The following is an 18,819-nucleotide window of genomic DNA, read 5'->3' as shown; positions in this document are numbered from 1 at the left end:
GAAAGGCGGTCGAAATAGAACGAATCTCAAAGGTGTTTAACACCTACGGTCAAGGGTGTTTAACACCCTTGGTCAACAGTGTTAAACACCCTTGATGAAGAGTCTTAAACACCTTTGAAACGAAGTATTGAATACCAATAAAAAAAGAGTTTTAATAACATGATTATCAACCATTTAAAAGTATAATGCTATGGTAGAATTTGAAGTAAAATCAAAGAAACAAACCATCGGGAAGAAGAAGGGGCAGACGGTGTACTACGCTGTGCCTAAGAGTAACCAACACATGACGCTTGACGCGCTTTGCGACATGATTATGGACGAGACATCGCTCTCGCGCGGTGACGTGATGAACACGCTTATCACGCTGGGCAAGATGGCGTGCCGCTCGTTGAAGATGGGTGCCAGTATTGACCTCGGTGACCTCGGTTCGCTTCGCATTTACTTTCCTCCAAAGATGATGGACAATCAGAAAGATGTAACGGCTGCCACACTGAAGAAACCAAAGATTGTCTTTACTCCTAAGAATAGGATGCGTGAGGCTGCAAATGCTGTGGAGGTGTCAGTGGATAATCCTGCTAGGAAGAAAGAGCCAGCGAAAGAACCAGAGAAGAAGGAGAATAAAGAAGAGAATGGACCTGTAGCAGGTTAGGAAAGAAAGCCTCCCCAAGCCCCTCCGCAGGAGGAGATGTACCTACGGGGGCTAGTTAGGATATGTGCCACGGGAGCATTTAAGATAGATTCAGGGTCTCAAACGTTCTGTAATAAGACAATTCGATTATATTAATTGTGAAATTAATGTCTTTCAAAACTAGTGTATTAATTTGGTTCTCTCGCTCTCGTGGTACGGCCTCACCCCCAGACGGGGTGAGGCTTTTCTTTATAAGACAGAAGGACACGGATAAAGACATAGTAACATACGAACACAAGGTTATAGTAACAGAGTTTTTAGACATAATGCCATAGAGACATAATTTTTCAATGACATGATTTGAGGAGACATAGTAACTCTAAGTTTGCAGGAAGAAACTTAAAGTTACTTTGTCTCTGATACAAACAACTTGTTTATTTGTCCACTCGTTGACTTGTCTACTTTCAAGAATGCCTCATCCAATTTGTAAAATACATGGTTTTGCTATCTTTATGTTACAAAAAGAGAAAAAGATGTTCACAAGAAGAAGGTTTTAATCTAAAGTCTTGCTTTTATAGTTTAGTTTTAGTACTTTTGTGGTGGAAATCACTTAAAATCTTAATACGCAGATTAGAAAATTATAAAAAGAAGTAAATCCAATAATAGATTCTTATGATTGACGTAATAAAAGTAGCTTCTTATATCTACAAAAGATATAAAGATGAGAAGAATATGGAGATAGATCAAATGAAACTTCATAAACTTCTGTATTTTTCTCAGCGCGAATCTATTATTCGTACAGGTCAGCAGATGTTCAAAGAACAGTTTGAGGCATGGAAGTATGGACCTGTAATTGTAAAGGTTCGTGACAAATACAAATCTAAGGCACTCAATGAAATGCCAACAGAAGCAGAGTTGGCGCCTTACCAAGAGTCGCTTAATTTTGTTTTTCAGAATTATGCGTCTAAGGATTCATGGTCTTTGAGTATTCTTGCACATGGAGAAAGTTCTTGGCAGAATGCTCGTGAAGGTTATGGACCAGACGACCGTTGCAATGTTCCAATGAATCTTGATGATATTAGAAATGATGCAGAACGTATAAAAATGCGTAGATTCTATTTTGACGAAATATTACCTCAAATCAAGAAAAATAACTAAATGTCTATACTAATAGAAAAAGCATTAGCCTTAATTGATGACCTTGAGATAAGAAGAGCACGAGAAATAGATGAGAGTGTTTTGCGCTCTATGACTGGTCCCATTATTGATGGGCAAGAGCAGAAACATATCAAGGACTGTTTTACCTCTAAAATCCGTTTAGAAGATGATAAGAAAGGTCATCTTTCTTCTTTCGTTGTGATGTCTCCAACCAATATTCCTTTAATCTTTTTCTCCTTAAGATGTGGTGAATTATTTCAGGTTGCTCAACCTGAGAAAATGCATATTGGCTACGAGGCTATAAAAGCCTACTATAGACTTGAAAGAAAACAATATAGTTCTGAAGAAGAAAGAAGTCAGCTTATAGAGGCTATGAAGAGAGCCATGGAAAAAGGTATGACACCTGATGAAATGAAGTACTTATATGATAAGAAGAATAGTTGGAATAAAGATGAAGAACTTGAGCATACGGAAGCTGTCACTAAAGTACGCAATTCTTTTCCTGCTGTAGAATTGAAATTGTTTGGAACTAACGAAGCAGGAAAAGAGTATTGGAAGTCATTAGGTCTCCCAAAGGAGATAAAGATGGGAGAAACATTATTTTGGTTAAAGGTAGTGGATACTCTTGAGCAGATGCACAAATACGTAGGTTGTCAATATGTATATTTGTTTGCAGCTGACAAAGAAGCTGATGGACAGTTGGTTCAGTATTATAGAGTGCGTCTTGGATTTAAGTCTGATGCAAGTTTATCAGCTAATAAACCTGAATTCGATTGGCAATGTCAGTTTCTTTTCCAAGGTATAGAGGACTTATTTAATAGAAGAATGTTGTTTAAAAACTTGCTTAAGGGTTATGGAGATGAGTAGATGAGTGGACGAGTTGTTTGTTTAAAAAGATAAACTCGTTGACTTGTCGACCTTCCATGTTACCCTGTCTCTCTTCGCAAGCAACTTGTTTACTTGTCTGCTCGTTGACTTGTCTACTTTCTATGTCTTTTAAAGCAGCTACTATGTCCTCAAGCGGGAATAAATCGTTTAAATAGGATGTTAATATCTTTTTTTTTCGTACATTTGCAGTCACACGAAGCTAGGGATGTCTTAGCTACACAACAACAACGACAATATGGATGACGAAATAAAAGACATGGACGAGCTTGCTCCTGCCGATGAGGTGCAAGGAAAGGAAACTCATTCTGACTACAAGCCTGCCGACAGGTTTGACGCTGCTGCAGTGCATCACCTCTCTGGTATGTATAAGAATTGGTTTTTAGATTACGCCAGTTATGTAATCCTTGAACGTGCCGTTCCGCATATCGAAGATGGTTTAAAACCTGTTCAACGCCGTATTCTCCATTCGATGAAGCGCATGGATGATGGACGATACAATAAGGTTGCAAACATTGTGGGGCATACCATGCAATTCCATCCACACGGCGATGCATCCATCGGAGACGCTTTGGTGCAGTTAGGACAGAAGGATTTGCTCATTGACACACAAGGGAATTGGGGCAATATACTTACTGGTGACCGTGCAGCTGCGCCTCGTTACATTGAAGCTCGCCTATCCAAGTTTGCCTTGGAAACTGTTTTTAATCCTAAGACAACCGAATGGCAACTCTCATACGATGGTCGTAACAAAGAGCCTATCACACTTCCTGTAAAGTTCCCATTACTTCTTGCACAAGGAGCGGAGGGTATCGCCGTTGGTTTATCATCAAAGATTCTTCCTCACAACCTCAATGATATCTGTGAAGCAGCAGTGCAATACTTACGGAATGAGGACTTTCATCTCTATCCAGACTTCCCTACTGGCGGAAGTATTGACGCTGCGAAGTATAATGACGGACAGCGTGGTGGTGTATTAAAGGTGCGTGCCAAAATAGAGAAACTTGATAACAAGACCCTCGTCATACGTGAGGTTCCTTTCACCAAGACGGCTAATTCTCTTCAAGAGTCTATCACAAAAGCAGTAGAGAAAGGTAAGATTAAGGTTCGCAAAGTGGAGGATATGACCGCCTCTGAAGTTGAGATTCAACTCCACCTCACCCCTGGCACATCCAGTGACAAGACCATTGACGCCCTTTATGCCTTCACTGATTGCGAGATAAACATATCTCCTAATTGTTGTGTCATTGAAGACAATAAACCTAAGTTCTTGACTATCTCCGATGTTCTTCGCAATTCCGTAGAACATACAAAGGCGTTGTTGAAGATGGAGTTGGAGATTCGCAAACACGAACTAGAGGAACAACTCTTCTATAACTCATTGGAACGTATCTTCATTGAAGAGCGTATTTATAAGGAGAGGAAGTTTGAGACAGCAAAGAACTTAGACGAAGTTGTAGCCTTTGTTGATGCTAAATTAGAACCTTATAAGAAGACCTTTATTCGCGAAGTAACCCGTGAGGACATCCTCCGCCTACTGGAGATTAAGATGCAGCGAATACTGAAATTTAATAAAGATAAGGCTGACGAACTCATTCAGAAGATAAAGGCTGAGATTGCAGAAATAGATAAGGATCTTAGCGAGATGGTGCGTGTTACCATCGAATGGTTCACTCATTTGAAGGAGAAATATGGTAAGGATCACCCTCGCCACACCGAGATAAAGAGCTTCGATACCATCGTTGCAGCGAAAGTAGTTGATGCTAACGAGAAGTTATACATAGATAGTAAGGCTGGATTCATTGGTACTGGACTTAAGAAGGCAGAGTTTGTTCAAAACTGTTCAGACCTTGATGACGTCATTATCTTCTATCGCGATGGTAAGTATAAGGTAATTCGTATTGCCGACAAGGTGTTTGTGGGTAAAGGAGTTATACATCTTCAGGTATTCAAGAAGAATGATAAACGCACCATCTATAACGTTGTTTATCGTGATGGAAAGACTGGTCCTTACTATATTAAACGCTTTAATGTCACCTCCATTACACGTGACAAAGAGTATGACTTAACCTCTGGTACAGATGGATCAAGGATCTTCTACTTCACAGCTAACCCTAATGGCGAGGCCGAACTGATAAAGATAACCCTCGATCCGAACCCTAACAAGCCAAAACAAAACATCTTTGTTGAGTATGACTTTGCTTCTGTGCTTATCAAAGGACGTACGGCTAAGGGCAAGCTACTCACAAAGAAGAACGTTCATCGTATCTCATTGAAGAGTCACGGACACTCAACACTGGGCGGACGAAAGGTTTGGTTTGATCCAGATATCAACCGAATCAATTACGAAGAGCATGGTCGTTTCCTCGGGGAGTTCGCTGATCAAGACAATATACTCGTCGTCTTGAAGAATGGGGAGTTCTATATTACAAACTTCGATGCAAGCAATCACTACGAAGATAACATCCTTCGCATAGAGAAATTCATTGCAGATAAACCATGGACTGCCGTTATCTATGATGCAGACAATCAAGGTTATCCTTACCTAAAACGCTTCCAAATGGAGGCAACAAAGCGTCATCAGAATTTCATTGGAGATAATCCTAACTCACAAATGGTACTCTTGACGGACGTTGCTTACCCTCGCATTCAAGTGACCTACGGCGGGGTGGATGCATCAAGAGGTACTGAAGAGTTTGATGCAGAGCAATTTGTTGGTGTCAAAGGATTCAAAGCTAAGGGTAAACGACTTACCACTTGGAAAGTAGATAAGATTGAGGAACTTGAGCCAACACGCTTCCCAGAAGAAGAGAAGAAGGATAATAACGATGAGGGAGATAATGGAGATAATACTCAAGAAGAGCCTACAACAACTCCAATAGAGGAGAATCTCGACCCTGATGCAGGTAAATCTCAACAACAAGTGATTGATGAGATAACTGGGCAACTCAACTTGTTTACAGATGAATAACATGATATTCCCACTTATAGAGACTTGATGTGAATGTTTCTATAGGTGGGATTTTCTCATTAACGGAACTTATGCCTATGAAACTAAAGACTCTTTTTTTACGTAAAACAAACTTCTTTATAACGTTTCTCTTACTCTCTTCAGCAACCTTACAAGCCCAAGACACCTTATATAATAATAAGGTGATAAGCAATGCACAAATGTTGGGTATTGGTACAGCTAACGTCCTTGACACTTACTTATCACAAGAGAAATACAACGGAACAGAGCTTAGATACATCTCACATACAGTGCGTGAGAATGGTAGCAGGGGGTCACGAGAACTGATACATCAAGCTCAATTACTCTATGCACACAATCGACGAGACAATAATAACGAATTAGGAGGCTATTACAACTTCCAATATAACTGGCAATATGTCATCAATAAATGGACTATCGGCAATGGAGACTTACGCTTGAAAGCTGGTGGAGGAATTGACACAAGGCTTGGTTTCCTTTATAACACAAGTAATGCCAATAATCCAGCACAATCTTATGGACAACTAAACATCGCTCCTAATGTTACAGCTGATTATCGTTTTCACCTTTGGAACAAGCCTTTCTGTCTCCGTTATGAATTACAAATACCACTCATTGGATTAGCTTTCTCACCTAATTATGGGCAGAGTTATTATGAGATATTCACGAAAGGTAATTACGATCACAACCTCGTTTTCACAACTCCCATCAATGCTCCTTCACTCCGACAGATGGTTACAATTGATTTTACATTGCATCATACCACCCTCCGTCTTGGCTATCTTGGCGATTACCAACAGGCTAAGATGAACGGATTACGCCAGCACACGTGGAGCAATCTATTTGTATTGGGTATCGTAAGAACATTTTCTATCAATAAAATATTGCCATGAGAAGAATCCAATCTACCATCAGTTATATCACAACGAGCCTCCTTCTGCTCCTCTTGTTGTGCTCTGTTACGAGCTGCATTGATAATGAAGAGTATGCCAACAATCCACGTGGAAACTTTGAAGCATTATGGAAGATCATGGATGAACATTATTGTTTTTTCTCACAAAAGGGAATAGATTGGCAAGAAGTTCATCAACGTTATGCCAAACAGTTCGACGCATCCATGAATGAGAAACAGCAGTTTGAAGTTTTAACGAATATGCTTTCAGAACTCAAAGATGGGCATGTCAATCTTTATACCTCTTTTAATATCGGACGTTATTGGGCGTGGAGAGACAACTATCCAAAGAATTATTCTGACTCGCTGGAGCGTAAATACCTGAAGAGTGATTATCTCATTGCAAGCGGATTAGACTATACTGTCTTTGATGACAACATTGGTTATATACGCTGCGAGAGTTTCCAAAATCCTATTGGGGCTGGTAATTTAGATGACATTCTACTGCATCTTCAACCTTGCAATGGGCTTATTATCGATGTAAGGAACAATGGAGGTGGACAGTTAAGTAATGCTGAAGAACTGGCAGCAAGGTTCACGAATAAGGAGGAGCTTGTTGGTTATATCCAGCATAAAACAGGTCCCGGTCATAACGACTTTTCATCACTTCAACCAGAATACCTCACTCCCGGAAAGGGTATTCGATGGCAGAAACCAGTCGTTGTATTGACTAATCGTAGTGTATTCTCTGCTGCCAACGAGTTCGTGAAGTATATGAAGTGTTGCCCAAACGTTCACATCGTTGGTGATAAAACAGGTGGCGGAGCAGGTTTACCCTTCTCTTCCGAACTACCCAATGGATGGTCGGTTCGTTTCTCCGCATGCCCCATGTATGATCGAGATAAGCAAATGACAGAATTTGGTATTGACCCTGATCACAGGGTAGACATCACAGAATCGGACCTCATCAAAGGCAAGGATACGATTATCGAGTTTGCTCGTAAACTCCTTGCAAAGTAATAGAACCAACCCTTCAATCTCCAGAAAGAAGAGCTTGAAGGGTTGGTTTTATAAAAGGATAATGCCCATCTTAAAACCGCCAAACACTAGTGTTATTTTTAATTGGGGTTGCTATCACATTTAACATTTGCATTAATTATCTAATTATGACCATCTTATTTATTCTAAAAAGATGACAGAAATGACAGGAAAAACGTTTTTCGTCATCTCCAAGTAAAACGTATTTAGAATTGACTTCGCAGCTACATAACCTTCTCATACACAGACATTATAGTTGCGAAACAACTATAATATAACATAAACAACAGTCACAATGAAGCAAGGATACATATTAGTTCTTTATTATAAAACGATTAGAAAAGAAATTCATAAACATTTGGTTATATCCAAAACATTATGTATCTTTGCACTCGTTATGCGCCTGTGGCGGAATTGGTAGACGCGCTAGACTTAGGATCTAGTAACTTACGTTGTGCAGGTTCGAGTCCTGTTAGGCGCACAAAAAAGAGCTAAGCATCATTGATGATTAGCTCTTTTTTATTCTATATATACATGTCAACATTGAAACCTCATGGTTTGACCTATTAGTAATCGCCCTCATTACTCATCATCAACATCAGCCCACACAACACGAGCACCAGATGCCATGTCTTGAATCTTCTTCCCCTTCCTACCGTCACGAGCACCAGAAGGAACAAACTTGCACTTTATACCCTTGATATTACGCTTAAGATTGAAGTCTTCTCGATTCTCTACAGGTTCACTCTCTACGCTGAGATGAAAACGACCTAAGCCATCAAGAACAACCGTTTCACCCTGGCGAAGACGATAAGAGATCTCATCTATAAGGGCTACAACAAGCCCTCGAACGTCACCACGAGTAAAAGATGTGCTCTCCTGAATAGCATCAGCTAACTCTTCAGTGGACACTTCGCCAGCACTAACTGTTCGTGCATACCAATGCCCAGCACCCTTTTTATCTTTAAACTTACTCTGTTCTAATCTGATTTGAATTGACATAATATTATATTTATCTAGTTACTCTATTGGTTAAACAACTTCAATTGGAATCTATCAATAGGCTGAGCTACGTTGCTTCCAATGGTGGCCTGCAAAGGGGAGAGCTTCTTCAATCTTTCAATAAAGCCCCGACCTTTCTTCCAAGTCAGCTGCAAATATAATAAAAAAGGGCACCTTCTGCAAGAAAAAATAGATTATTTTTTTATATACGGCATCATCTCTTCCCTTATTGTTAGCCCCCTTCTGTTCTATAAGTTATGGTTAATTTGAAGATAGATAAATCTGTTGAATGAATTAAAAAAGTAAAAACAGCGTGTTAGAAACATAGTTTTTCGTATATTTGCAAGCACACTAATAACAATAAATAAAGGTAAAGATAATGTTGAATAAGAAGTTTCTTTCAGCTACCTTCATAGCTTTAGCAATTACAGGTAGCGTTGCTTTTGCTGCAGTCCAGCAGGGAAAGGTGATGTATAAACAAGCAGATGGAACATACGTAGTGAACACCACGACCCTAACTCCAAATGTGAAGGGATTTAAGGGGGCTACTCCTGTGGAGGTTTATATCAAGAATAACAAGGTTGTAAAGGTTGTTCCATTGGCAAATCATGAGTCACCTCGATACTTCAACACGGTGAAGCAGAACCTACTTCCTAAGTTTGAAGGAATGAAAGTGGCTAAGGCTGCAAAGGCAGAGCAGGTTGATGGTGCAACAGGTGCTACATTCTCTTCACGTGCAATAAAGGCTAATGTGGCTGCTGCAGTGGCTTATTACAAGAAGAATAAGTAAAGTTTTATCGACTAAATAAGTAGAAATTATGATCAGATTAAACGCTTTTTTCAAGGTAAAAGAGGGTGTTACGACAGCTCAAGTGAAGGCTCTTGCAGACGAATTAGTGGAAATCTCTCGAAAAGATGAGGGCAACAAGGGTTACGATCTATTTGAGAGTGCAACCCAACCGGGTGTTTTCATGTTTTGTGAAACATGGGAGAATAAGGCTTGCTTAGCCCGTCATGCCCATTCAGAGCACTTCACTCGCATTGTTCCAGAGATTGAGAAGCTGACGGAAGGAGGCTTGAGTATAGAACAGTTCGAGCGTTAAAAAAGCCTCACCCCCTCTCCGAACCAACGGTCACTGACCGAAGGGAAGTAATGGAGAGGGGAGTAGATAGTACTAAATCTTGCGTTCTTTCGATAGAATAGAGATTGTTCCTTTGGGAGGTATCGTACGTCTATTATAAAAGTAAAAGAGTTCATTTGCTATCATGCAAATGAACTCTTTTATTTTATCTATACGTTCCTAACCTTATAAGCAAATGTTTTCAATGCTTGATTTATGGGTATCCTTTCCTCTAAGCAAGTCTTACTAATCACTCCCCTCTCCATTCGGAGAGGGGGCGGGGGTGAGGCTTTTTTATAGTCTCTACCCTTACTTCACATCCCCCACCTTAATCAGATACTCTGCAATCTGCACTGCATTCAATGCCGCACCCTTACGTATCTGATCGCCAGTAAGCCATAGCGTGTTACCGTTGTCATCGGCTAGATCTTTACGAATACGACCTACATAGACATCGTCCTTACCAGCACTCTCAAGTGGCATTGGGTACACATAATGCTGCGGATCATCAACGAGTGTTACGCCAGGAGCCGCCTTCAATGCCTCACGAATCTCCTCAACAGATAGCGGGCGTTCGGTCTCGAACCATACAGCCTCCGAATGGCTGCGGAGGGAAGAGACGCGAACACAGGTCGCAGAAGTGCGTACATCGGAGTGCATTATCTTACGCGTCTCATTAAACATTTTCATTTCTTCCTTCGTATAATCGTTCTCTGTCATCTTATCTATTTGTGGAATGACATTGTAAGCGAGCTGGTGTGGAAACTTCTCAATGGTCTTTACCTCACCAGTCTCAACCAGTTCCTTGTATTGCTGTTGCAGTTCTTGCATGGCAGCAGCGCCCGCACCCGATGCACTCTGGTAACTACTGACGTGCACCTTCTTGATATGACTGAGCTTATCGATAGGGTTTAAGACAACAACCATCATAATCGTTGTACAGTTAGGGTTGGCTATAATGCCACGAGGACGTATGAGGGCGTCCTCCGGGTTGATCTCTGGAACAACCAAAGGAACATCTGCATCCTGACGGAACTGGCTGGAGTTATCAATCATCACAGCACCGTATCGGGTGATCGTATCGGCAAACTCGGCTGAAGTACCACCGCCTGCGCTGGTGAAAGCAATGTCTACATCCTTGAAATCGTCGTTATGCTGGAGTAGTTTTACTTCATATTCTTTACCCTTAAAAACGTACTTCTTGCCTGCAGAACGCGTTGAACCAAAGAGTACAAGGTCGTCCATTGGGAAATTCCTTTCCGCTAAGATGCGTAGGAACTCCTGCCCAACTGCACCGCTAGCACCCACAATTGCTACTTTCATATACTTTGTTTTTATTGTTTTCAATTAATCACTTGTACTTGCAAAAGTACTATTTTTCTTGTAATACAAGCTACAATCTGTCTTTCTTTTAGCCTTTGGTGGGTTATATTTGCCTATATTCAACTTCTTTTGTAACTTTGACCTCGGATTTAATAGAGTACATCTATAACTAAAAACACTTAAGAAGAAGAGAAGTAAGAAGGCTTGAGTTGAACAATCTAAACAATTATAACAATGAATAATACTACACAAGAACCCGAACTTCCAAGCAAAGAGCATTTGTTTGAAGAGAGTTGCTTAATCATCGATGAGGCGCAACATGAGGCGTATCATGCCGTGAATATCGCCCTACTGAAGCGTAATTGGCTGTTAGGGAAGAGGCTGAATGAGGAGCTATTAAAGTATTCCCGTGCTGATTATGGCAAGCGAGTTATACAAGAGTTAAGCGGTCTGCTTGTACAGAAATATGGTAAGGGTTTCTCTAAGAGTAACCTTTATAACTACATACTCTTTAATCAACTTTACCCAGACATATTCCAGTTGTCGACTGGAAAATCGGCTCGGCATGACATTCTCCAGTCGGTGACTGGAAAATCTTCCATTCGTCTCACTTGGACGCATTATAGCGTATTGTTGCAGGTTCGAGACGATGAGGCAAGGGCATGGTATGAGCAGGAAGCAGTTACAGAGGGATGGAGCGTTAGGACACTCCAGCGTAACGTGAGTAGCCAATACTACTATCGTCTATTGCAATCTCATCATAAGGAGCTGATAAGAGAGGAGATGCTGGAAAAAAGCAGTCCACTTGTTGAGAAGTTGGAATTCATTAAAAGCCCTGTTGTTGCAGAGTTCTTAGGATTCACACCGAATACTTCTTTTACGGAAACAGACCTCGAGAGCAGTATTATCAGTAATCTCCAGAAGTTCATCATGGAGTTAGGAAAAGGCTACGCATTCGTTGGGCGCCAGCAACATATCCATACGGAGAAGGAGGATTATTACATCGACTTGGTCTTTTATAACTACTTCCTAAAGTGCTTCGTATTGATGGATCTAAAGACATCAAAGGTTACGCACCAGGATGTGGGGCAGATGGATATGTATGTCAGGATGTTTGATGAGCTCAAGCGGACGGATGGCGATAACCCGACCATAGGTATTCTTTTATGTTCGGACACGGATGAAGACATTGCACGATACTCCATACTCCACGATAGTAAACAACTTTTTGCAACAAAGTATAAGCTTTATCTACCCACACAAGAGGAACTGAAGGCAGAGATAGAAGCACAGAAAGCGCAGTTTTACTTACAATTTAAAGGGCAAAATAAGTAGTGATAATTTACGCTCTGGCATATATATAAAGGATATAAAATGGGTTTCATCCCTTGAAGCAATATACCTGTTTAATAGTTGGAAGTACCTTTACCTATTGTAAAGCACAAGCAGGGGAATCGAAATGTATATGTTTAGCATTTCTTTTCCGCTGCTTTTCTTTTTGTTTCTTCGGTGTTCTGTATTGTTTTGAGGCGTAAGTAATAGTATTATCTAAGTGTGACAATTAATTATCTAAGCGTGATAATTAGTTATCTAAGTCTGATAAAACTTTATCACGCTTAGATAATAAGAAAAGATAGGCATTCCGCAAATACAGATTCAGCGTATAAATAATGTGCGAGGTGTATGAAAAGAATGTGGAGAGCGTATATAAGTCTGCTGAACACGACCTACAGACTTAATTTTTGGCTTATATAACCTATGAATATATGCAAAGATGGAATGTTGCCAAACTTTTTTAGTAACTTTGCAAGCAACAAGTTAATAGACATTCATGTTGCATTTATCACAGTATTTTCCTATAGCTGACCCGACACTGATATTCTTTGTAGTGCTTTTGATGATACTTATTTCACCTATCATCATGGGACGATTGCGCATACCTCATATCATTGGTATGGTGTTGGCAGGAGTTATCGTTGGTAAATACGGGCTGAATATATTGGAGCGTGATGCTTCATTCGAGTTATTCGGGCGTGTTGGCTTGTATTATATCATGTTCTTAGCGGGGCTTGAGATGGATATGGAGGGACTGAAGAAGAATCGTAATCGGGTGATGATCTTCGGACTGTTAACCTTCCTTTGTCCGTTTATTATGACTTATCTGATGGGTGTTAGCTTGTTGAGTTATACGCCATTAGCCGCATTGTTACTCGCTGCTATTATGGCGTCGAACACGCTGATAGCCTATCCGATTGTGGGAAGATATGGACTGACACGGCACACAAGTTCGACGTTGAGTGTTGGTTCTTCCATGATGGCACTCTTCATTGCTTTGATCGTGATGGCATCAATCGTCAATAGCTATCATGGCGGTGGGGGAGTTGGCTTCTGGTTGTTCTTCGTTGTGAAGTTTGTTGTTTATTGTGCTGGACTAATCTTCTTTATACCCCGTCTTGCTCGTTGGTTCTTGCGCCGTTATTCTGATGCTGTTATGCAGTTTATCTTCATCTTAGCGGTTGTATTCCTTTCGGCTTCTTTATCTGATGCTGTAGGCTTAGAGGGCATCTTTGGTGCATTCTTGTCTGGTTTGATATTAAATAGATATGTTCCGAAGGTTTCTCCATTGATGAATCGCATAGAGTTTACGGGTAATGCGCTGTTCATTCCTTACTTCCTAATTGGTGTGGGAATGTTGATCAATGTTCGTTTACTCTTCTCAGGCACCAACATCTTATGGGTGGTCTTTTGCCTTGTTGTCTTTGGAACATTGGGTAAGGCAGTGGCGGCATATATTGCCGCAAGACTCTTTAAGATGTCGAAGATGTCGGGACACATGATGTTCGGTCTTACGAGTGCGCACGCCGCAGGTGCTATTGCCATGGTGATGGTGGGGCGTCGCTTGGAGATTTCTCCTGGAGTTTACCTCTTTGGAGATGAGGTGTTGAATGGTATTGTGATTATGATACTCTTCACCTGTATCATATCAACATTGGTTACAGAGTGGGCTGCTCAGCGCATTCGTTTACAAGAGAAAGAGGAACCAGAGATGGTGAAGACGCTTAACGACGAGAAGATTCTTATTCCTGTGAAGTATCCTGAATATGCGGAGAGTTTGGTCTCTATGGCTATAATGATGCGTAATCCACGACTAAAGAAGGAGCTTGTCGCCCTAAATGTAGTGTATGATGATGTAAATATGCGGCATAATCAAGCGGAGGGGCGGCGTTTGTTGGAACAGATTCATCAGTTAGCTAGTTCTTCAGATGTACCAATGACAACTCAGGTGCGCATAGCGGCGAATATTGCCAATGGTATTAAACATGCCTTTAAAGAGTTTCAGGCATCTGAGATACTTATGGGGTTGCACTTCCATAAGGATATAAATAAGAACTTTTGGGGGGAGTTCACACGTAGTTTGTATAATGGATTGAGCCGACAAATTATCATTACTCGTATTACCCAACCCCTGAATACGATAAGAAGAATACAAGTTGCAGTGCCTTCTCGTGCAGAGTTTGAGCCTGGTTTCTATCGTTGGTTAGAGCGATTAGCACGTATGGCAGGTAATTTGGAGTGCCGAATCGTATTCCATGGTCGCCGCGAGAGTTTGCAACTCATAACAGAGTTCATTCGTAATAGATTCCCTAGTGTGCGTGCCGAGTACGAAGAGATGTATCATTGGAAAGAACTTCCAGATTTGGCAACACGTGTGAAAGCTGATCAGCTATTTGTGATCGTCACAGCTCGTAAGGGTACAATTTCTTATAAGAGTGCGATGGAACGATTACCAGAAGAGGTGAATCGCTACTTCAAGGGTAAGACGCTGATGATAATTTTCCCTGATCAGTATGGCAATCGTATGGACGATATGACGTTCGCTCAACCACAACACACGGAGGAACGTAGTGCTTACGAGGCTGTGAGAGAGTGGATTCATAATAAGGTGTAGGAGGGGATTAGGCTAATATGGCTAATAAGCCCAATAACCCCAATAAAAGGATAGAATATGATAGATATTAAGAACATAACCAAGAGTTTCGGTTCACTTCAGGTGTTGAAGGGTATCGACTTGCATATTAATAAAGGAGAAGTGGTGAGCATTGTCGGACCATCAGGTGCTGGTAAGACTACCTTATTGCAGATAATCGGAACACTGGATAAACCTGATAGTGGTTCTATCATTGTCGATGGCATTGACGTTGGTAGTCTTTCGACAGGAAAGTTGAGCGACTTCCGTAACCAACACCTTGGCTTTGTCTTCCAGTTTCATCAGCTCTTACCAGAGTTCACAGCCCTTGAGAACATCATGATTCCTGCCTATATTGCAGGCAGAAAGACGAAGGAAGCACGTCAGCGCGCAGAGGAATTATTAGCGTTTATGGGGTTAAGCGATCGTGCAAGTCATAAGCCCAACGAACTATCAGGCGGTGAGAAGCAGCGTGTGGCAGTGGCTCGAGCATTGGTAAACAATCCAGCTGTCATCCTTGCCGATGAGCCTTCAGGTAGTTTGGACACAAAGAACAAACAAGAGTTGCATCAACTCTTCTTCGATCTCCGCGATAAGTTCGGTCAGACTTTCGTCATTGTTACACATGATGAAGGGCTCGCACATATAACAGATAGAACAATACATCTTAAAGATGGCATGATACAGAATGACATTTGTCAAGAGACAGAATGACTAAAGACATATTTTTTAATGACATATTTCTTTAATGGGATATTTCTGAGGTGAAAGGAATAAGGCACTGTTAAATCTTCATTAAACAGAGATACGATGGGTACAGAGCAGTTGATAAAACTAATTATAAACACCGCCTACGAGGTTCGGAGCCATTTGGTAGCTGGGTATATAGAGTGTGTATATAAGAAGGCTTTGTTGTTAGAACTCGGAGAAGCTGGACTCAAAGTAGAGGATGAAGTAGAGTTGCCTGTGCAATATAAAGGACATGTGATAGGCAATTTCAGAGCAGATATAATAGTAGAAGGAAGCGTTATTATAGAGTTAAAGGCTGTTGCTCATTTGCTACCTGCACACGAGATTCAGCTAGTAAACTATCTTACCATAGCAAAGAAAGACAATGGACTACTTATTAACTTTGGAGCTGCAGAGAGATTAGAAATTAAACGCAAGTATAGAGTTTATACTCCGCATATTTAAAGAATATGTCATTAACTAATATGTCATTAAAAAATATGTCTTTAGTCATTCTGTCTATTTCATTCTTTCTTTGTCATTAACTAATAAGTCATTCTGTCTAAAGTTCATTCTGTCTAAAAACAAAGCATTATGTCTAAAATAAAGCTCGGAGCATATAACACGCTCACGGTATTAAAGGTTGCCTTACGTGAAGGCAATGGTGAACCATTTGGTCTTTACCTCGATGGAGGACCAGAAGGTGAGATTCTCATGCCTCAGAAGTATGTACCAGAAGGTACAGAGATCGGTGATGATATTGAAGTGTTTGTCTATCTTGACCAAGAGGAACGCCCTATTGCTACGACCGAAGAACCTCTGGCGCAGGTGGGCGACTTTGCCTACTTGGAGTGTTCGTGGGTCAATGAGTATGGTGCATTCCTTTCGTGGGGTGTGATGAAAGACCTCTTCTGTCCGTTCCGTGAACAGAAAAAGCGCATGGTAATGGGCAATTCATATATTGTGCATATCCATTTGGACGAGGATAGTTATCGCCTTGTGGCGTCTGCCAAAGTGGAACATTATCTTGACGAACGTCGACCACGTGATTATAAGCATGGGCAGGAGGTTGATCTTCTCGTATGGCAGAAGACTGATCTTGGCTTTAAGGTGATTGTTGATAACCAGTATCCTGGACTTATCTATGAGGATCAGGTGTTCCAATATGTTCATACTGGCGACCGATTGAAAGGTTACATATCCACTGTTCGCCCCGATGGAAAGATTGATTGTACGCTTCAACCCACAGGGCAGCAGCATGCAGAAGACTTTGCTGAGGTGCTCCTTCAGTATCTCCGTGAGCATAATGGCATCTGCGACCTTGGTGATAAGAGTGAGGCAGAAGATATCAAGCGACGTTTCCAGGTGTCGAAGAAAGTCTATAAGCGAGCTATTGGCGACCTTTACAAGCGCCGACTCATCACCGTTGAACCATTGGCTATACGCTTAGTCGGCGAGCAATGATTCTTCTAACTCGCTTTTTTTGCAGACCAAATAAAGGATAATAAAATACAATGCAGAATCAATTTTCAAGAACCCAACTTCTTCTTGGTAAGCCTGCCATCGACACCTTAAATGGTAGTCGCGTGGCTGTTTTTGGTGTTGGAGGCGTCGGTGGCTATGTTGTAGAAGTATTAGCACGCAGTGGCGTGGGTGCTATTGATGTTATTGATGACGACCGTGTTTGTCTGACAAATGTCAATCGTCAACTTCTTGCCACCACTCGAACAGTGGGAAAACATAAAGTAGATGTAGCAGAAGAGCGTATTCACTCCATCAATCCTCGTTGTATTGTTCGGAAATATCAGACCTTCTATTTACCCGACAATGCCGATCAATTCGACTTCTCACATTATGATTATGTCATTGATTGCATTGATACAGTAACAGCTAAGCTCGATCTCATCTATCGTTGTCATGAGTTGAATATCCCATTGCTCTCTTGCATGGGTGCTGCTTATAAGCTCGATGCCACGCAGTTTCGTGTGACTGACATATTCAAGACTATCAACGACCCACTGGCGAAGGTGATTCGCAAGAAACTTCGTAAGACTAAGATAAAGCACCTGAAGGTGGTGTACAGTCCAGAGGAACCACTTGAGAGTATAGAGCAACCCGAAATTTCTTGTCGTTTCCACTGCATCTGCCCAGATAAAGATATGCGTAAGTGCACCGACCGCCATACTATCCCAAGTTCTAATGCGTGGGTTCCAGCCACTGCGGGGCTAATTGCTGGTGGAGAAGCTGTGAAAGATCTTGTCAATCTTGCCCACACTATGCGCATCCGCCCTGAAGATGAGGCTACAAGTGAGCCTGCTCGAATCGCTCGTGAGCGTGCAGCAAAGATGTTGGAAGAGCATAAACGGCTCAAAGCAGAGAAGGCTGCTGCAGAAAAGTAATGTATTTATATTGTATATATTAAGGGGTATAAGTTTTTCTGTCATCGTTAGAAAGACATAATCCTAAGACTACTTAAGAAAATAAAAGAGCATTTGGTGATGTTACAATCTCCAAATGCTCTTTGTTTTTGTTGTGTTTTATGTCAAATTATACCATGAGATTACTCATAAACGAATGTGAAGTCTTTCTTTGCAGTTAGCGTATTACCTACAAAGCAAGTCTTTAGAGCGATATGCTCAAACTTCTTACGTTGCTTCTCGTCAAATGAAGCTTTCAGATGAAAGGTGATTGGAATACGTGAAACAGCGAAAGTCTCCATATCTTCTTCTATCTGACCAATCTCAGCATAGCAACCAGAAAAATCTTCGCCACCCCGTTCTGCTTGCAATCCCATCATCGTCAGCGCACATGCAGCCAGTGCATTGCCCAATAACTCAACAGGATTTTGATTTTCACCCAATCCTCCTACAGCCTTACCAGCATCAGTATTTATGGTTACAGCAGACCTAACGTGTGTTGCTTCAACTCGCCCTTTCCCTTGATAAATTGCTTTTGTAACTGTCATAATTGTATCTTTTAAATTAGTAACTAAAGTTTCCCACCCAAATAAATAGATAGAAAAATAACAGTTTGTCGAATTTTCTTTGTAAATTAGTAATCGCTAAAGAACTGATTTTAAAGACA

17 protein-coding genes and 1 tRNA gene are annotated in these 18,819 nt (G+C 41.1%); 15 read left to right on the top strand and 3 right to left on the bottom strand.

Going from position 1 to position 18,819, the window contains the following annotated elements:
* Positions 1 to 190 precede the first annotated feature (190 nt).
* The 7 genes from HMPREF9969_RS11515 to HMPREF9969_RS11485 all read left to right on the top strand — a co-directional run bounded on the left by HMPREF9969_RS11515 (position 191) and on the right by HMPREF9969_RS11485 (position 8,074).
* Positions 191 to 649 carry an HU family DNA-binding protein gene (locus tag HMPREF9969_RS11515; protein WP_009751929.1) on the top strand — a complete coding sequence of 153 codons (459 nt, stop codon included), beginning with the start codon at positions 191 to 193 and terminating at the stop codon, positions 647 to 649.
* Positions 650 to 1,300: 651 nt separating this feature from the next.
* Positions 1,301 to 1,786 carry a Panacea domain-containing protein gene (locus HMPREF9969_RS11510; RefSeq protein WP_009436000.1) on the top strand — a complete coding sequence of 162 codons (486 nt, stop codon included), beginning with the start codon at positions 1,301 to 1,303 and terminating at the stop codon, positions 1,784 to 1,786.
* Complete coding sequence (locus tag HMPREF9969_RS11505; protein ID WP_009751932.1) at positions 1,787 to 2,653, top strand: hypothetical protein; 867 nt, start codon at positions 1,787 to 1,789, stop codon at positions 2,651 to 2,653.
* 256 nt (positions 2,654 to 2,909) lie between these two features.
* Positions 2,910 to 5,642 (top strand): DNA gyrase/topoisomerase IV subunit A, encoded by a 2,733-nt coding sequence (locus HMPREF9969_RS11500; protein ID WP_009751930.1) that lies wholly within the window; start codon positions 2,910 to 2,912, stop codon positions 5,640 to 5,642.
* A 71-nt stretch (positions 5,643 to 5,713) separates the two neighbouring features.
* The gene (locus HMPREF9969_RS11495; protein WP_009751937.1) at positions 5,714 to 6,556 is read left to right on the top strand and encodes a DUF3316 domain-containing protein; all 843 of its coding nucleotides are present in this window, start codon (positions 5,714 to 5,716) and stop codon (positions 6,554 to 6,556) included.
* On the top strand, positions 6,553 to 7,575 hold the full coding sequence (locus HMPREF9969_RS11490; RefSeq protein WP_009751927.1) for a S41 family peptidase: 1,023 nt from the start codon (positions 6,553 to 6,555) through the stop codon (positions 7,573 to 7,575). The genes HMPREF9969_RS11495 and HMPREF9969_RS11490 overlap by 4 nt, the downstream gene beginning before the upstream one ends.
* Before the next feature lie 417 nt (positions 7,576 to 7,992).
* Positions 7,993 to 8,074: transfer RNA gene (locus HMPREF9969_RS11485), tRNA-Leu, on the top strand.
* A gap of 101 nt (positions 8,075 to 8,175) precedes the next feature.
* On the opposite strand, the gene HMPREF9969_RS11480 is transcribed toward HMPREF9969_RS11485, so the two are convergent.
* Positions 8,176 to 8,595 (bottom strand): HU family DNA-binding protein, encoded by a 420-nt coding sequence (locus HMPREF9969_RS11480; RefSeq protein ID WP_009436001.1) that lies wholly within the window; start codon positions 8,593 to 8,595, stop codon positions 8,176 to 8,178.
* Positions 8,596 to 8,974: 379 nt separating this feature from the next.
* Between HMPREF9969_RS11480 and HMPREF9969_RS11475 the strand changes: the two genes are divergently transcribed.
* Positions 8,975 to 9,385 (top strand): FMN-binding protein, encoded by a 411-nt coding sequence (locus HMPREF9969_RS11475; RefSeq protein ID WP_004382329.1) that lies wholly within the window; start codon positions 8,975 to 8,977, stop codon positions 9,383 to 9,385.
* A gap of 28 nt (positions 9,386 to 9,413) precedes the next feature.
* Positions 9,414 to 9,698 carry a putative quinol monooxygenase gene (locus HMPREF9969_RS11470; RefSeq protein ID WP_009751938.1) on the top strand — a complete coding sequence of 95 codons (285 nt, stop codon included), beginning with the start codon at positions 9,414 to 9,416 and terminating at the stop codon, positions 9,696 to 9,698.
* Between the two features lie 327 nt (positions 9,699 to 10,025).
* On the opposite strand, the gene HMPREF9969_RS11465 is transcribed toward HMPREF9969_RS11470, so the two are convergent.
* Positions 10,026 to 11,039 carry an aspartate-semialdehyde dehydrogenase gene (locus tag HMPREF9969_RS11465; RefSeq protein WP_036895734.1) on the bottom strand — a complete coding sequence of 338 codons (1,014 nt, stop codon included), beginning with the start codon at positions 11,037 to 11,039 and terminating at the stop codon, positions 10,026 to 10,028.
* A 234-nt stretch (positions 11,040 to 11,273) separates the two neighbouring features.
* On the opposite strand from HMPREF9969_RS11465, the gene HMPREF9969_RS11460 reads away from it, so the two are divergent.
* The 6 genes from HMPREF9969_RS11460 to HMPREF9969_RS11435 all read left to right on the top strand — a co-directional run bounded on the left by HMPREF9969_RS11460 (position 11,274) and on the right by HMPREF9969_RS11435 (position 18,134).
* Positions 11,274 to 12,374 carry a YhcG family protein gene (locus HMPREF9969_RS11460; protein WP_009751926.1) on the top strand — a complete coding sequence of 367 codons (1,101 nt, stop codon included), beginning with the start codon at positions 11,274 to 11,276 and terminating at the stop codon, positions 12,372 to 12,374.
* Positions 12,375 to 12,870: 496 nt separating this feature from the next.
* Complete coding sequence (locus tag HMPREF9969_RS11455; RefSeq protein ID WP_009751936.1) at positions 12,871 to 14,988, top strand: cation:proton antiporter; 2,118 nt, start codon at positions 12,871 to 12,873, stop codon at positions 14,986 to 14,988.
* Between the two features lie 57 nt (positions 14,989 to 15,045).
* Positions 15,046 to 15,720 (top strand): ABC transporter ATP-binding protein, encoded by a 675-nt coding sequence (locus HMPREF9969_RS11450; RefSeq protein ID WP_009751934.1) that lies wholly within the window; start codon positions 15,046 to 15,048, stop codon positions 15,718 to 15,720.
* 96 nt (positions 15,721 to 15,816) lie between these two features.
* Positions 15,817 to 16,200, top strand: coding sequence for a GxxExxY protein (locus HMPREF9969_RS11445; RefSeq protein WP_009751928.1), 384 nt, complete (start codon positions 15,817 to 15,819; stop codon positions 16,198 to 16,200).
* A 129-nt stretch (positions 16,201 to 16,329) separates the two neighbouring features.
* Positions 16,330 to 17,199 (top strand): S1 RNA-binding domain-containing protein, encoded by an 870-nt coding sequence (locus HMPREF9969_RS11440; RefSeq protein WP_009751933.1) that lies wholly within the window; start codon positions 16,330 to 16,332, stop codon positions 17,197 to 17,199.
* A gap of 50 nt (positions 17,200 to 17,249) precedes the next feature.
* On the top strand, positions 17,250 to 18,134 hold the full coding sequence (locus HMPREF9969_RS11435; protein ID WP_009751931.1) for a ThiF family adenylyltransferase: 885 nt from the start codon (positions 17,250 to 17,252) through the stop codon (positions 18,132 to 18,134).
* 161 nt (positions 18,135 to 18,295) lie between these two features.
* On the opposite strand, the gene HMPREF9969_RS11430 is transcribed toward HMPREF9969_RS11435, so the two are convergent.
* Positions 18,296 to 18,700 carry an OsmC family protein gene (locus tag HMPREF9969_RS11430; RefSeq protein WP_009751935.1) on the bottom strand — a complete coding sequence of 135 codons (405 nt, stop codon included), beginning with the start codon at positions 18,698 to 18,700 and terminating at the stop codon, positions 18,296 to 18,298.
* Positions 18,701 to 18,819 lie beyond the last annotated feature (119 nt).

This window comes from Prevotella sp. oral taxon 306 str. F0472 (genome assembly GCF_000257925.1).
Lineage (GTDB): Bacteria > Bacteroidota > Bacteroidia > Bacteroidales > Bacteroidaceae > Prevotella > Prevotella vespertina.
The sequence above is the reverse complement of the archived record's forward strand: the minus strand, read 5'-3'. Positions and strand labels throughout refer to the sequence as shown.

What these genes read in the sequence shown, in the direction of transcription:
- HMPREF9969_RS11500 (WP_009751930.1), top strand. Translation starts at nt 2,910, where the DNA reads ATGGATGACGAAATAAAAGACATGGACGAGCTTGCTCCTGCCGATGAG.
- HMPREF9969_RS11490 (WP_009751927.1), top strand. Translation starts at nt 6,553, where the DNA reads ATGAGAAGAATCCAATCTACCATCAGTTATATCACAACGAGCCTCCTT.
- HMPREF9969_RS11445 (WP_009751928.1), top strand. Translation starts at nt 15,817, where the DNA reads ATGGGTACAGAGCAGTTGATAAAACTAATTATAAACACCGCCTACGAG.
- HMPREF9969_RS11450 (WP_009751934.1), top strand. Translation starts at nt 15,046, where the DNA reads ATGATAGATATTAAGAACATAACCAAGAGTTTCGGTTCACTTCAGGTG.
- HMPREF9969_RS11470 (WP_009751938.1), top strand. Translation starts at nt 9,414, where the DNA reads ATGATCAGATTAAACGCTTTTTTCAAGGTAAAAGAGGGTGTTACGACA.
- HMPREF9969_RS11455 (WP_009751936.1), top strand. Translation starts at nt 12,871, where the DNA reads ATGTTGCATTTATCACAGTATTTTCCTATAGCTGACCCGACACTGATA.
- HMPREF9969_RS11460 (WP_009751926.1), top strand. Translation starts at nt 11,274, where the DNA reads ATGAATAATACTACACAAGAACCCGAACTTCCAAGCAAAGAGCATTTG.
- HMPREF9969_RS11495 (WP_009751937.1), top strand. Translation starts at nt 5,714, where the DNA reads ATGCCTATGAAACTAAAGACTCTTTTTTTACGTAAAACAAACTTCTTT.
- HMPREF9969_RS11475 (WP_004382329.1), top strand. Translation starts at nt 8,975, where the DNA reads ATGTTGAATAAGAAGTTTCTTTCAGCTACCTTCATAGCTTTAGCAATT.
- HMPREF9969_RS11440 (WP_009751933.1), top strand. Translation starts at nt 16,330, where the DNA reads ATGTCTAAAATAAAGCTCGGAGCATATAACACGCTCACGGTATTAAAG.
- HMPREF9969_RS11465 (WP_036895734.1), bottom strand. Translation starts at nt 11,039, where the DNA reads ATGAAAGTAGCAATTGTGGGTGCTAGCGGTGCAGTTGGGCAGGAGTTC.
- HMPREF9969_RS11430 (WP_009751935.1), bottom strand. Translation starts at nt 18,700, where the DNA reads ATGACAGTTACAAAAGCAATTTATCAAGGGAAAGGGCGAGTTGAAGCA.
- HMPREF9969_RS11515 (WP_009751929.1), top strand. Translation starts at nt 191, where the DNA reads ATGGTAGAATTTGAAGTAAAATCAAAGAAACAAACCATCGGGAAGAAG.
- HMPREF9969_RS11505 (WP_009751932.1), top strand. Translation starts at nt 1,787, where the DNA reads ATGTCTATACTAATAGAAAAAGCATTAGCCTTAATTGATGACCTTGAG.
- HMPREF9969_RS11510 (WP_009436000.1), top strand. Translation starts at nt 1,301, where the DNA reads ATGATTGACGTAATAAAAGTAGCTTCTTATATCTACAAAAGATATAAA.
- HMPREF9969_RS11480 (WP_009436001.1), bottom strand. Translation starts at nt 8,595, where the DNA reads ATGTCAATTCAAATCAGATTAGAACAGAGTAAGTTTAAAGATAAAAAG.
- HMPREF9969_RS11435 (WP_009751931.1), top strand. Translation starts at nt 17,250, where the DNA reads ATGCAGAATCAATTTTCAAGAACCCAACTTCTTCTTGGTAAGCCTGCC.